The 12,494-nt window shown below is 57.1% G+C and carries 11 protein-coding genes and 1 pseudogene; 7 read left to right on the forward strand and 5 right to left on the reverse strand.

The annotated features are described in order from the left end of the window. The first annotated feature begins 246 nt into the window (after positions 1-246). Complete coding sequence (locus NR201_RS03755) at positions 247-480, forward strand: hypothetical protein (protein ID WP_061901683.1); 234 nt, start codon at positions 247-249, stop codon at positions 478-480. A 36-nt stretch (positions 481-516) separates the two neighbouring features. Here the strand turns inward: NR201_RS03755 and NR201_RS03760 are convergent, their stop codons facing one another. Next, on the reverse strand, positions 517-1,413 hold the full coding sequence (locus NR201_RS03760; RefSeq protein ID WP_010259020.1) for a lipid kinase: 897 nt from the start codon (positions 1,411-1,413) through the stop codon (positions 517-519). A gap of 171 nt (positions 1,414-1,584) precedes the next feature. Between NR201_RS03760 and NR201_RS03765 the strand changes: the two genes are divergently transcribed. The 3 genes from NR201_RS03765 to NR201_RS03775 all read left to right on the forward strand — a co-directional run bounded on the left by NR201_RS03765 (position 1,585) and on the right by NR201_RS03775 (position 2,751). After that, on the forward strand, positions 1,585-1,857 hold the full coding sequence (locus NR201_RS03765; protein WP_010259018.1) for a cupin domain-containing protein: 273 nt from the start codon (positions 1,585-1,587) through the stop codon (positions 1,855-1,857). A gap of 12 nt (positions 1,858-1,869) precedes the next feature. Beyond that, positions 1,870-2,295 carry a DUF4186 domain-containing protein gene (locus NR201_RS03770; RefSeq protein WP_061901682.1) on the forward strand — a complete coding sequence of 142 codons (426 nt, stop codon included), beginning with the start codon at positions 1,870-1,872 and terminating at the stop codon, positions 2,293-2,295. A 138-nt stretch (positions 2,296-2,433) separates the two neighbouring features. Further along, on the forward strand, positions 2,434-2,751 hold the full coding sequence (locus tag NR201_RS03775) for a hypothetical protein (RefSeq protein WP_010259015.1): 318 nt from the start codon (positions 2,434-2,436) through the stop codon (positions 2,749-2,751). A 344-nt stretch (positions 2,752-3,095) separates the two neighbouring features. Here NR201_RS03775 and NR201_RS03780 read toward each other — a convergent pair whose 3' ends face one another. After that, positions 3,096-4,319 carry an AI-2E family transporter gene (locus NR201_RS03780; RefSeq protein ID WP_033756854.1) on the reverse strand — a complete coding sequence of 408 codons (1,224 nt, stop codon included), beginning with the start codon at positions 4,317-4,319 and terminating at the stop codon, positions 3,096-3,098. Between the two features lie 351 nt (positions 4,320-4,670). On the opposite strand from NR201_RS03780, the gene NR201_RS03785 reads away from it, so the two are divergent. Beyond that, a complete protein-coding gene (locus tag NR201_RS03785) occupies positions 4,671-5,000 on the forward strand; it encodes a hypothetical protein (protein ID WP_045140688.1) in 330 nt (109 codons plus the stop codon). Positions 5,001-5,013: 13 nt separating this feature from the next. Here NR201_RS03785 and NR201_RS03790 read toward each other — a convergent pair. After that, positions 5,014-8,775 (reverse strand): annotated as a pseudogene (locus tag NR201_RS03790) (NAD(P)-binding protein). 600 nt (positions 8,776-9,375) lie between these two features. On the opposite strand from NR201_RS03790, the gene NR201_RS03795 reads away from it, so the two are divergent. Then, positions 9,376-10,068, forward strand: coding sequence for a DUF421 domain-containing protein (locus NR201_RS03795; RefSeq protein ID WP_010259010.1), 693 nt, complete (start codon positions 9,376-9,378; stop codon positions 10,066-10,068). Here the strand turns inward: NR201_RS03795 and NR201_RS03800 are convergent. Next, entirely contained in the window at positions 10,065-10,817 is a 753-nt protein-coding gene (locus tag NR201_RS03800) for a GNAT family N-acetyltransferase (protein WP_010671262.1), read from the reverse strand. The genes NR201_RS03795 and NR201_RS03800 overlap by 4 nt on opposite strands. A 188-nt stretch (positions 10,818-11,005) precedes the next feature. Here NR201_RS03800 and NR201_RS03805 point away from each other — a divergent pair, with 188 nt between their 5' ends. Next, the gene (locus NR201_RS03805) at positions 11,006-11,212 is read left to right on the forward strand and encodes a hypothetical protein (protein WP_122889111.1); all 207 of its coding nucleotides are present in this window, start codon (positions 11,006-11,008) and stop codon (positions 11,210-11,212) included. 65 nt (positions 11,213-11,277) lie between these two features. Here the strand turns inward: NR201_RS03805 and NR201_RS03810 are convergent, their stop codons facing one another. Further along, on the reverse strand, positions 11,278-12,471 hold the full coding sequence (locus NR201_RS03810) for a zinc-dependent alcohol dehydrogenase (protein WP_045140685.1): 1,194 nt from the start codon (positions 12,469-12,471) through the stop codon (positions 11,278-11,280). Positions 12,472-12,494: the final 23 nt, after the last annotated feature.

Consider the following 12,494-nt stretch of genomic DNA (forward strand, 5'->3'; position numbering starts at 1 on the left):
CGTTCGCCCTGACAGGAGAGCGCCCGTGCCGGAGCCGCGCAGGTTACACACGCCTGAAATATCCTCATCCCCTTGCTGCAGCAGGCCCTGAATGCATTACAGATCCTCATCGCGTCACGCTGCGCTTGTTATGCCGCTTCCCTTGTAATCCTGTCGATTTCGTTCAGACTGAGTATTCCACTCATGCTTTATCATCAGAGCTGGCCTGACTATCAATCAGCGTTATGCTTTTACAGTCAGGATTAAATGAATGAATTTACGCGATTTACCTTCTACCCGGTTACCGGCTGGCATATTGGTCCCCTGAACACTCATCAGGCACTGGTAGTGAAATTCGGTTATATCGATCCCGATGCCCCGCGTGAAAAGGGCCCGCAGGAGACCCTGTTTCTGGGTCTGACCCTCGACATGGCGAAAAAGCTGGTCGCCAATCTTTCCGAACACATCGACTACGCTGAAAAAAAGAGCACCCAGCACTAGTTTCTCACCGCGATCGGTACCGCGCCCACCGTCGGGCTATTTTGCTGCGCTGTCGCCCGGTGCATAAACCCGCAGTGCACTGGCGATCAGGCGAAAATGCGCGGGTGTCTGACCGATAATCTCACCATCTGCATTGATGTAATGGGGACGGCGCGTCTCAATCGTCAGCTCCGTGGCGCTGAATGCCCGCACGTTACGCCAGCGACCGTGAGTGCCGCGCCGCAGAAAGGGCAGCAGCGCAATGAGCTGCCAGCTATGCTGCAGCTCCAGACTATAGACATCCAGTAACCCATCGTCTGGTGCGGCACGCTGTTCCACTGTCATGCCGCCCCCATAAAAGCGTCCATTGCCCACCGACACCTGAACCGTTTTGATCGGCGTCCGATGGCCCTGATGCACCAGCGTAGCGCTGAAGGGACGGCTCTGCCGCAGCACCCGCAAAGCCGCCAGGGCATAACCGCCCACTCCCCAGCGTTTTTTCGATTCCGCCGTGAGGTTGCGCGCCAGTTCCACCGAAAAGCCGATGCTGGAGACGTTCAGAAACAGGTGCTGATTCACTTCACCCAGGTCTACTGCACGCAGCTGCCCGTCAGCGATAATCTTTATCGCGGACTCCAGGCTGGCAGGAATGCCCAGCGTGCGGGCAAAATCGTTGGCGGTGCCCAGCGGTAAAATGCCCAGCGGCAGGCCGGTCTGCATCAGTCCCGGCGCGGCCGCATTAAGCGTGCCGTCGCCACCGCCGACGATCACCGCATCAACGCGATGGGCATACGCCGCGATTAATTCGCTGTAGCTGCGGGTATCATCTCCGGCCGGTTGCAGCAGGGTGAACCCGGCCTGAGCCAGCAGCGACTGTGCGCGGCTGGCCTCGGCGCGTCCTTTGCGTGAGCGCTGATTAATCAGAAGCAGGGCAGTTTTCTCCTGTTGAGACATACTTTTGCGTTATCCCGATGTCAAAATGGCTGTAACGAGACGGCAAGTACAGCACTGGCCTGACCGGTGAACAACCCTGCTTGCGCTACTTTACGTAACCTGTTGAGTGCCATAAGCGGCGATAAAGATCGTCTACACTGCTAAGGGTCAGATCCACACTGAGGAGTTGCGATGACAGAACACGAATTCAGAAAATTGTTAGCCGAACAGGGTTTTGACGAGCCTCTGTTGATTGAGCGTGCAGCCGCCGCCCAGCTTGATAATCATGTACATCCCTTTGAAGCACTGGCACTGATTCTGAGTGGTGACATCACCATCAGTACCGAACAGGGCGATACCACCTATCATCCCGGTGAGACATTTCATCTGCAGCCCAATGAACTCCATCGTGAGGCGTTCGGGTCGCAGGGCGTACGCTATCTGGCGGGACGTAAATATGAGTGACTGGCAATCAGCATGAAGGTTTCTGACGATCTTTTTACCCGGCTGTCACGCTCGCCGTTCCGTCAGCGCTTTCGTCTGGGACGCGCGGAATATGATTATGCGAGCAGCAAAGGCGAGCCGGTATTGCGCCAGCACGCCGCTGAGTTTGTGGCACAGCGGCTGGCGCCTGCGCAGCCTGAAAATGATGGCAAGCAGACGCCGATGCGCGGCCACCCGGTGTTTATCGCTCAGCACGCCACCGCAACCTGCTGTCGTGGCTGTCTGAGTAAGTGGCACAACATCGGACAGCACCAGCCGCTGAGCGCGGAGCAGCAGACCTATATAGTGACGGTGTTGCTGCAGTGGATCACTCATCAGATGCAGCAGCCTGCACCGCCTGCTCGCATCAGCCGAAGCCAGCCGAAACCGGACGACGATCCGCAACTCGCACTTTGGTAATGGACGAAAAAGCTACAACCGGCGGCTTTTTCTGGTGAAAACTGGCCCTTTTTCATTCCTGGTTTATTCTTAAATCTTTCCTGGGAACACTATGCCAGGATTAAAACCTACACGGCAACGATTCATACAGAGGGAATTATGAAGAAATCAATTATTGCACTGTCTGCTATTTTGCTGGCCTCGCCGGTATTTGCTGCTACCACCACAGACAACACCGTTGCGGAAGCGCATAAAGGCGCCGATACCGCGAAGGAAAAACTGCATCAGACCCAGAACGAAGGCAAAGAGCTGAAGCTGAAGTCTGAGCATGCTGCTGAAGGCAAAAGCGATACCACCGGCAGTAAAATCACCGAAGGTACGCAGAAAGGCTGGCACAAAACCAAAGAAGGCACTGAGAAAGGCTGGGATAAAACCAAGCAGGGTGCTGAAGATCTGAAAAACAAAGCGACTAACTAATTCGCGGCTGTTCTCAGGTTAAAAAAAGAACCCACCGAAAGGTGGGTTTTTTTATGGGTGATAAAGCCGACGCGTAATGCCCCTGGCAGCAACGCATAAGCTCAACGCGCAGGGAACACGGTCAGAAGAGGAAAGCGTCCCGCGCCTGGGACAAAAACGCCGGGAGCGTTTTTGAACAACGCAAAGCGTTAGCCCGTTTACGGGCGCACCTCAGGGATGAGGTGCGTAATCGCGCGGGCCGAGCATGCCATGGATGGCGGGTTTTGCGCCTTTCCGATCTGACCGTGTTTCCTGAGCAGGCCTCGCTCTCACTGCGATACTAACCTGGGTTTGCCTGACGCGGATTACGCTTTCTTTTCCGCTGTTTCTTTCTCTGAGGCGGCTAACGCAGAGACTTTCCTTTCCGTCTCTGCAGCCGCATCGGCGGAGGCCGCCGCCGCTTCAGCCGCAGCCTCTGCCGCGGTATCGGACTGTTTCTTACCTTCTTCGATAAACTCTTCGTCGATGGCTTCGATGTTTTCGCGGTTATCGCGTCCGGAGAGCAGGTTCCAGCAGGCGATAAACAGAGCGGCAATCACCGGACCGATTACAAAACCGTTGATGCCGTAAATCTCCATGCCGCCCAGCGTGGCGATCAGAATCAGATAGTCAGGCATTTTGGTGTCTTTGCCGACCAGTAGCGGACGCAGGATGTTATCAACCAGTCCGACAATCACTACGAAGAAGCCCACCAGGAACAGCCCTTTCCACAGTGCACCAGTGGCGAAGAAGAAGATCGCCGCAGGCACCCAGATAATGGCGGAACCGACTGCCGGAATAAGAGAGAGGAAGGCCATCAGTGCGCCCCACAGCAGGCTGCCGTCTATACCGGTAAACCAGAATGCCAGCCCACCGAGAATACCCTGAACAATACCGACCACCACCGTGCCTTTCACCGTCGCGCGCGCCACGGCCGCAAACTTCACCATCAGGTGATGCTTCACGTAGGTTGAGAGCGGCAGCGCTTCCAGGATCAGATGCACCAGATAGGAGCCATCTTTCAGCAGGAAGAACAGCAGATAAAGCATCACGCCAAAGCCGACGGTGAAGCTGAACGTCCCTTTACCGATGATAAAGGCGCTGCCTGCCACATACTGACCGCCCTTAAGGGCAAACGAGGAGAGCTTCTGCTGAATCTGTTCGGCGTTATCCAGGTTATTTTCAGCCAGATAATGTTTTGCCCAGCGCGGCAGATGCTGCAACAGATCGGCGAAGACCGCCGGGAACTGCGCCGAATTGGTCTGCAGTTTGTGATAGACCGCGTTGGTTTCGACCACCAGCGATGAGGCGATAATAGCCAGCGGCGTGAACACAATCAGACAGATACAGAGCAGGGTAATCAACGCGGCCAGGCCATTGCGTTCGCCCATTCGGACCCGCAGATACGTTTTCAGCGGATGGAAAATCACCGCCAGAATCGCCGCCCATAAAATCGGCGAGAAATAGGGCGAAAGCACCTCGAAAAAACCGAGGGTGGCAATAGCCAGAATCAAAATGAAAAACCCGATGTTCAATCCTTTAAAACGCATGGAAAAACCTCATCTCGAACAACTCTGATAAACCCGACGCGCGAATTTTCTGTGTCTGGCTTTGCTTATGCGGCTGCCTCGTCACTGATTATCGGTCAGGCTTTGCTTTTTAAACGCTGCTGATGACAGCATCATGCTGGCTAACTCTTTGAAAGGTCTGGCAGAAGTGATGAACGGGCAATGTGCGTTCGCTGCGTGACTTCCTATAGGTAACACGCTGCAACTGACAGCAGCGCGCTGAATCCTACATTAGCGTAGCGGTTTCGACCATTATTGGTAGGTCAGAGACTCATGATCCCGGGGGATGCTGCCGATAACAGTATTAACTGGATAAAAAACAGGCAATGAAAAATGAGTAAACAGAGCGTCTTAATCGTGCTGCTGACGCTGGTATTAACCGGCTGCGCCACCAAGCAGTATCCGCAGGCATCCGCGGTCACCCCGGAAGAGACGGCGATGCTGAATTGCAGCGCGCTGGATCAGGAGCTGGTGAAAGCGCACAGCGTGCAGAGTGATATTGAGCAGACCGGCCAGTTCGATGCACTGACCGTGCTGGGCTTTGTCGGGGATTTCGGGCTGGGCAATGGCATTGCGAAATACAATGCCAGCCAGAAGGCGGAGCGGCGACTGACGCAGTTACAGTCGCTGAAAGCCGCGAAGTGCAGCCAGCGGCTTTCGTAGCGACTGCGCCGGGTCAGCCGAGCGTCCGTTCGCTGACATGCTGCAGCCGGACATTTTCGGCGGCGCGTTTACCGGCAAGGAAGGCGTGATCCGAGTTGTAATATTCCCACTCGCTGTAGCGGCCTGACAGATGAATGTCCTGGGTCAGCAGCCACTGGCGGATCAGCGCCACGTTATCGCTGCGCGCATGGTCATAGACCACGTAGGCGTAGGGCATATCGACCTCTGAGGCACAGAGCAGCGGATCGTCCGCGGTGATCATGCCAACTCTGATGCAATCCTGACGGCAGCGCTCAATCAGCGCATCCCCCGCCAGCGGCAGCGGATTGGCCGCGTTATAGGTGATTTCGCAGGTTAAGCCGAAACCGCCCGGCGGGTTGCAGTGCGGACTCGCATTGCCCTGCACAAAGATGCGGTGAAACAGCGTATCGCCAGGATAGTAAATCCAGTGCTTTTCGGTCAGGTCAGCGCGGCCAATTCCCAGATTAACGCAACGCACCGAGACAAACTGCAGCTGCTGCGCCGCCCGTTGCACACTCTCCGGCACTTCATCGCCCATCAGTTTAATCAGCTCCGGCAGCGGCATGGTGCTGATTAATTGCTCATAACGGTAGTGGCGACCATCCGCCAGCAGCGCGACGTGCGCCTGCGGGTAGAGGCGGGTCAGGGTGGCGTCCGTTTCCAGCGTACATTTCAGGTGCGGCAAAAAGCCGGACATCAGCGCCTGGAAGCCACCGCGCAGCGGATAGCCGAAACGGGCGTTGGGGCCAACCGGTTTCGCCAGCGGTTGCAGTGCGCCATCAATGATCTGCGCCAGATCGGGCAGCGGTACGCGTCCGCCCAGCCATGAAGTTTCCATGTCGGTCAGCGGCACCTTCCACAGTTCCTGGTTGTAGGGCAGGGCAAAGTGACGCGCGATGCCTTTGCCCCAGGTGCGCATAATGAAGTGCTGGAAATCCTCTTCGCCTTCCACCACGCCTGTGCTGCTGCCCTCATCGGGGATCGCGCCATCTGCGCAGCAGTCCCGCCGTGCCCGCGCCCGATCCAGTGGCACCGCGGCGGCGGCCGTTTCGCCATAACGCGCCTCGATAGCGCCCAGCACGCACTCTTTTACCACCTCGACCGGCAAGCCGTGCAGCGCGGACTGGAAGGGATAGCGGGTATAAACGCCGTCGCTGTAGACCCAGGCTTCACGCGCCTGCCAGTGCAGGTTGTCGCCCAGCAACATCTCATACAGCTGCAAGACGTACGGGTCCTGCGAGAACATAATGTGACCGGCATAGTCGAAGGTAAAACCCTGATCGTCAATCGAGCGGCACCAGCCGCCAGGCGTGGCATTTTTCTCCAGCAACACTGCGCCTTCGCCATAGTGATAACCTGCGCTCAGCCCGGTTGGCCCGGCTCCGATAATCAGGCAGGGCACGGCTTCACTCTCCAGCATCAATGGGGTTAACGGCGTGATATTCGCCTGCGCGCTGCCCTAGCTGACCGAACTTAGTGCGGGCTGACGCTGCATCAGCGCCTGCTGGATCAGTCCATGAATCTGTTCAGCGGTGCGATCCCATGAGGTGGCATCGACCTTTGCCTGCATCCGTCCCGCCAGCGCCAGCCGTTCTGCGGCACCAATCGCCATCGCCTGTTCACAGGCGGCAATAAATTCCGCGTGGCTCTCTGCCACCGCGACTTCCTCTGCGTAATGCCGCGCAACGTCAATAATCGCGGTACTGACAATCGGCAGCTGCGCCGCCATATACTCCAGCACCTTAGTCGGTGAGATGTAGCGCGTCGAGGCATTGATGGCAAACGGCATCAGACAGACATCCCAGCCCGCCAGAAACTGCGGCAGCGCCTGATAGGGCTGCTGGCCGAGCCAGTGAATATTGTCGCGCTGCGGCAGGCTGGCGGGATCAATTTTTACCACCGGCCCGACCATAATGATCTGCCATTCGGGGTGGCTGTCCGCCAGCGCCGCAATCAGCGGCAGGTCTATGCGCTCATCCAGCACGCCGTAATAGCCAAGACGCTGTGCCGGAATTGCATCCTGCATCGGATGTCGATTGCTGCGATCGCGCGCCTGCTCAAAATGAATAGCATCGACGCTGCTGGGAAAGCAGTAAACCTGAGCATGTTTGTCACGCTTCGCTTCATAGAGGCTGGTGCCGCCGGTAAAGACCAGATCGGCGCGGGTCATCAGCGCGGATTCGCGCTGCTGCAGCTGGCGCGGTGCATTCTGAAAAGCGGAAAGCTCATCCATGCAGTCGTAAATCACCAGTGACGGATCAAAAGGGGTCAGCAACGGCAGCGCCATCGGCGTATAGAACCAGATCAGCGGCTGTTCATCTTCCTCCAGCAGCGGCGTCAGCAGCAGCAGCAGCGAGGCGATCTGGCTGTCGTGGAAACCAGGCGCGTCGCTGTCGGTATGCGGCTGGATCACCGTGATGTTAGCGGCAGGCGAGCTCTGATGCAGACCCTGTGGCCCCGCCTGCCAGACCGGCTCTTCGACAAACAGCACGCGATAGTGCTGTGCCAGTCGTGTCAGTAGCTGCTGCGGACGCTGAAAAACAAATCCCCAGCGTAAATGGCTGAAAACAATGAGAACAGGTGGTTTCATAGTGTGCTCCTGACAGGGGTGTTTTGAGGAGTGGATGTGCTGCAAAAAGCGCTGCGCCTGACGTAATGCGTCGGCATAAGGCTGCTGTAGCTGGCGGGCATAGGGATCGGCCCCCAGCAGATCGAGATCCCACAAACCGCTGCGGGTCCAGAAAGTCGTCTCCTCCCATAAGGGACGATCGAGGATCGGATAGAGGCAGATGCCGTGCAGCTCAACGCCTGCCAGTTGCGCCTGCGCAACCTGCGCGGCGATCTCAAGGATCCAGCTTCCGCGTCCGCTGCCGACGTGGCTGGTTTCCGCCAGCAGCAGTGGCCGCTGATAACGCTGCCAGACCTGCTGCAGCATCCGATGCAGCGGCAGGCGTCGGCTGTCGCCCAGATGCCAGTAAAGCCGCCGGTTTGATCCCTGCTCCCACTGATTGTCGTGGTAGTAATTCACGCCAATCAGATCGAGATAGCGTGGGGCGCCGCCCAGTTCCGGGTTAAGCCTGCCGCTCAGCATGTCCCACGCCTGAAACTGGGTGTCACACATCTCACGTGCCAGCACATCGCTGGCCGGATCGGCGGGATCGGGCACGATATGGATCAGTGGATCACAGTGCAGCAGACGGGCTCGCGGATCGGCCAGCCAGATGGCATCACAGGCTGCCAGCGTAGCGCGCACCAGCTGCTGCTTGGCGGCATCCGCCCGATCCGCCTCAGCGATCGCCTCACAGGTGAACAGCCCTACCGAGATACCCCAGCTGACAAAGGAGATCTCATTCATCGGAGAGTAGACTGGCGCCTGCTGATACCAGGGGGCCAGGAAGCGGGCCAGTGCGCCACAGAAGGCGGCGAAACGGCTGACAAAGTCGTGGTCAAACAGGCTGACGCCAGCGGGCCAGCCGTAGTGGCAGATTGTCCAGCTCAGCTGAATGCCCTGCTGCTCTGCGGCCTGCATCCGGGCCGCGACCGTCGAGAAGTCATAGCGGCCATCGTGCTCACATAACCGCCAGCCGACGCTTTCGCGCACTGTGCGAATGGAAAAGGGGGCCAGCGCGGCATAATCTTCTGCTGCACGCGCCTGATGCTGGTTAAGATCGTTCATCGACAGCGCAAGGCCGGCAGGATTGATATGATCGGCACCTTCGTAGCCGGCCTGCCAGAAACTGGAAAAGGGCGTCATGGCATCTCCCGAAAAAAAGCAACACGCTTCCCGCTGACGAGCCGTCGTGAAACGGGTCAGGGCGTCAGGGTATGCATTGCAGACTGATCGATCTGACCACTCTGAACGGACGGGCGATCCATGCCATAAGCCACAGACACTGAGTTGCAGGCATCAGGGCCTGTCGCGGTGTGGACGAGTGAGATAGCAGGTATAGGCCAGTGACGCTATCGGCAGAAAAAGGCTGGCTTCTCTGGATGTTGAAAGGTTTTGCGGAAGCCTTACTGGAAAGTATAGGCAGTAAGGTTTGGTTCGCAATTTATTGAAGTAAAAGAAAAAAGCGCAGCGGTAAAAATTATCCAGCCAGAAACAGGAAGTTTTAGCATGCGGTTTTGCGAACGGCCCGATAAGCGCAGCGTGAATAGTGTCAGCGCCATTTTCAGCTTTGTTAACCTTTTCCTCAACATGCAGAGAGGTCAGACTCGCCCACTTTCGCGTTACAGCTTCGCTTGCCTTTTGGCGGGCTGGCGACAAGATTTACTTATCACTGGCCTGAATCTGCGGGTCATCAACGGGTGATGCGACGATGCGCGCCCCCTAAAACAGGATGTTTTACAGACTATGTTCTCATTCGACTGGCACCGTTTCTTACTTAACGATCAACCGGCCACCTTTTTGTTTGAGGTGGTGGTACGGGTCATGATCGCTTATCTGGTGGTGTTCACCTTTCTGAAAGTCTCAGGACGACGCGGCGTGCGCCAGCTGTCGTTGTTCGAGTTGGTGGTGATCCTGACGCTGGGTTCCGCGTCCGGTGATGTGACATTTTACGATGATGTGCCGGTGCTGCCGGTCATTATGGTGTTTGTAGTCCTGCTGGCGCTCTACCGCTTCACGACCTGGCTGACGGCGCACAGCCCGCGCTTTTCACGGCTTATTCAGGGCGACGTGATTACCCTGATTAAAGAGGGATTGTATGTGCTGGAGAGTCTGGATCGTCTGAATATTTCCGAAGATGAGTTTTATATGGAGTTACGGCAGAGTGGTGTGGAGCATCTGGGGCAGATCCGGCTGGCGCTGGTGGAGGTCGATGGTCAGCTCAGCCTCTATTTCTACGATGACGATGAGATGCGCGCCGGGTTAAGCGTACTGCCTCCTGAGCACCGGCAGGATTACAGCACTGTGCCGGTCAGCGCGCTCTATGCCTGCACCCATTGCGGCCAGACGCAGATCATTGAGGCTGAGCAGCAGGCTGTCTGCCCGCGCTGTCAGCGACAGCGCTGGTCCGCGGCACTGACCGTGCGTCGGCTGCATTAATCGCCAGCATCCGCTCCGCGTTCAGGACTTGTCGCGTTTGCATCAGCCGGGTTAACGTCGGCGAAGCAGGCGCTGAGCGGGCGCTTTTGCTGTCCCCCGGCAGCGAAATTATCCGCACTTAGCCAGGCACTCAGGGCGCGCTGAACATCTGGCCATTCACGGTCAATAATTGATAGCCAGTCGGTATCGCGATTACGCTGTTTACGCGTCATAACCTGACGAAAACGGCCCTCAAAGCGGAACCCCAGCCGTTCTGCTGCGCGTCGTGATGCGATATTGGTTGAATCACAGCGCCACGCCACTCGCCGATAGCCGAGCGAGAAAGCCTGTTGCAGCAGCAGATAAATCGCCTCGCTGCCGATGACACTGCGCTGCATCAGCGGCGACCAGGTGACGTGACCGATTTCAACAGTGCCGTGTCCCGGCTCAATGCTGGCGAAGCAGACCACGCCGCAGGGCTGCTGATTTGGCGAGCAGACCGTGAAGGACACCAGGGCCGCATCCGCCACTTTATCCGCAATCCAGTGCTGCATCTGCGGCAGAGAGGCGGGCCGCTCTGCGCTCAGCCAGGTCCAGTCGCGATCATCCGGTGCCAGCATAAATGCCTGCAATAGCGGTTCTGCATGATCGATGCTTAGCGGCAGGAGAAGGCAGTGCTGACCCGTGAGTGGCATACAGGGTGGTCTGGTGACCGGTTGCCAGTCGGGCAGAGCCTCACCGACCGGCTGATCAAACTGATTGAGGTTCAATAGCATTCTCCTGAAAGAAAACGGACGGTTAGCCGGGAAACTTATGATGCCGGGCTGACGGACTATCCTGAACCGCGGTTAAACCCGTCGCAGCTTGTTCCCGCTTACCACATAACTTTGCCTGTTACTGACAGAAAATGAAAACCCTTCGGGCAGCATAGCGGCACCATTACCAAAGAGGTGTGCGTATGAAAGTGAGGCTGGCCAGTGCATTACTGTTTTTGCTGTTATCGTTTGGCGCGTTTTCACAACAGGTTATCAGCGAAAGTCATCCCCATTCACGCAGTGCGCGATGGCTGGAGCAGAGCAGTCAGGTTGATACGGCGGATTCGCCGGATGAACATCTGCTGGAGAGGCGGGAGTGGCGAAGCAGCCTGCAACGCAAGCCGTTCTGAGATGAGATCCCCGGCGGAAAACAGCCGGGGAGCCAGGGGTTAAGCGTTTCAGACCCGTTGTGAAATTATATTGTGGCCTGTGTCGCTGCCATGCCAGGCACCAGAATCACCTTGCGGCACTCCTCTTCGCGTTTGGCGAAAATATCGTAGCCACGCGCAGCATCTTCCAGCGGCAGATGGTGGGTCACAATCTCTTCTGGCGTCAGATGACCCTGTTCGATCAGCTTCAGCAGGTCGGGCAGATAAGCGTGTACGTGGGTCTGTCCCATCTTAAAGGTCAGCCCTTTGTCAAAGGCGTCACCAAACAGGAAGCCGTGAATGAATCCGGCATAGACGCCCGGCACGCTGACGATACCGCCACGCCTTACTGCGGCAATACACTGACGCAACGCTTTACCGCTGCTGCCTTCCAGTTTGAGATTGGTGAGCACGGTTTCGGTCATGCTGCCTTTTGCCTCGAACCCTACTGCATCAATCACTGCATCCACACCGCGATTGCCGGTGCTGTGTTCGATAATCCAGCCGGCCGGGTCATCGATCTCATCGAAGTTAATCGGGATAACACCGTAGCGCTCACGGGCAAAGTTTAAGCGGTAGTTGTTGTGGTCGATCATGTAGATCTGTTCGGCACCCTGCTGTCGGGCGCAGGCGGCACTGAGCAGGCCAACCGGTCCGGCACCGAAAATCGCCAGGCTGGAGCCAGGTTTCACCTCGGCGTTTTTCACCGCCTGCCACGCGGTGGGCAGAATGTCTGACAGGAACAGCACTTTCTCATCCGACAGTACCGACGGCACTTTAAACGGGCCGGTATTGGCTTTTGGCACCCGGACATATTCCGCCTGTCCACCGGGCACACCGCCATAGAGTTTGCTGAAACCAAACAGGGCTGCGGGCGGCGTGATGTTTTTCCGGTTCAGGATGGCACCCCGTCCGCTGTTGGTATTTTCACAGGCAGCATACTGGCTCATCAGGCAGAAAAAACAGTCGCCACAGGCGATAACAAACGGGATCACCACCCGATCGCCTTTGGCCACGGCGGTCACTGCGCTGCCTGTCTCAACCACTTCGCCCATAAACTCATGACCAAAGATATCTCCGTGCCCGGTACCGGGGATTTTGCCGCGGTAAAGGTGCAGGTCTGAACCGCAAATAGCGGTGGCGGTCACACGCAGAATAATGTCATCTGCGGCTTCCAGACCGGGATCGGGAACGTTATCGACGCTGACTTTATGGGGGCCGTGATAAGTTAATGCTTTCATCTGTTCATCTCCTGATGATTAGG

It is taken from the genome of Pantoea sp. Fr-CA_6 (assembly GCF_024520895.1).
GTDB classification, from domain to species: Bacteria; Pseudomonadota; Gammaproteobacteria; order Enterobacterales; family Enterobacteriaceae; genus Pantoea; species Pantoea agglomerans.

Excerpts from the sequence above, each read along its gene's own strand:
- NR201_RS03770 (WP_061901682.1), top strand. The coding sequence starts at position 1,870 with ATGAAGGTTTCTGACGATCTTTTTACCCGGCTGTCACGCTCGCCGTTC.
- NR201_RS03805 (WP_122889111.1), top strand. The coding sequence starts at position 11,006 with ATGAAAGTGAGGCTGGCCAGTGCATTACTGTTTTTGCTGTTATCGTTT.
- NR201_RS03785 (WP_045140688.1), top strand. The coding sequence starts at position 4,671 with ATGAGTAAACAGAGCGTCTTAATCGTGCTGCTGACGCTGGTATTAACC.
- NR201_RS03765 (WP_010259018.1), top strand. The coding sequence starts at position 1,585 with ATGACAGAACACGAATTCAGAAAATTGTTAGCCGAACAGGGTTTTGAC.
- NR201_RS03810 (WP_045140685.1), bottom strand. The coding sequence starts at position 12,471 with ATGAAAGCATTAACTTATCACGGCCCCCATAAAGTCAGCGTCGATAAC.
- NR201_RS03795 (WP_010259010.1), top strand. The coding sequence starts at position 9,376 with ATGTTCTCATTCGACTGGCACCGTTTCTTACTTAACGATCAACCGGCC.
- NR201_RS03755 (WP_061901683.1), top strand. The coding sequence starts at position 247 with ATGAATGAATTTACGCGATTTACCTTCTACCCGGTTACCGGCTGGCAT.
- NR201_RS03780 (WP_033756854.1), bottom strand. The coding sequence starts at position 4,319 with ATGCGTTTTAAAGGATTGAACATCGGGTTTTTCATTTTGATTCTGGCT.
- NR201_RS03775 (WP_010259015.1), top strand. The coding sequence starts at position 2,434 with ATGAAGAAATCAATTATTGCACTGTCTGCTATTTTGCTGGCCTCGCCG.
- NR201_RS03760 (WP_010259020.1), bottom strand. The coding sequence starts at position 1,413 with ATGTCTCAACAGGAGAAAACTGCCCTGCTTCTGATTAATCAGCGCTCA.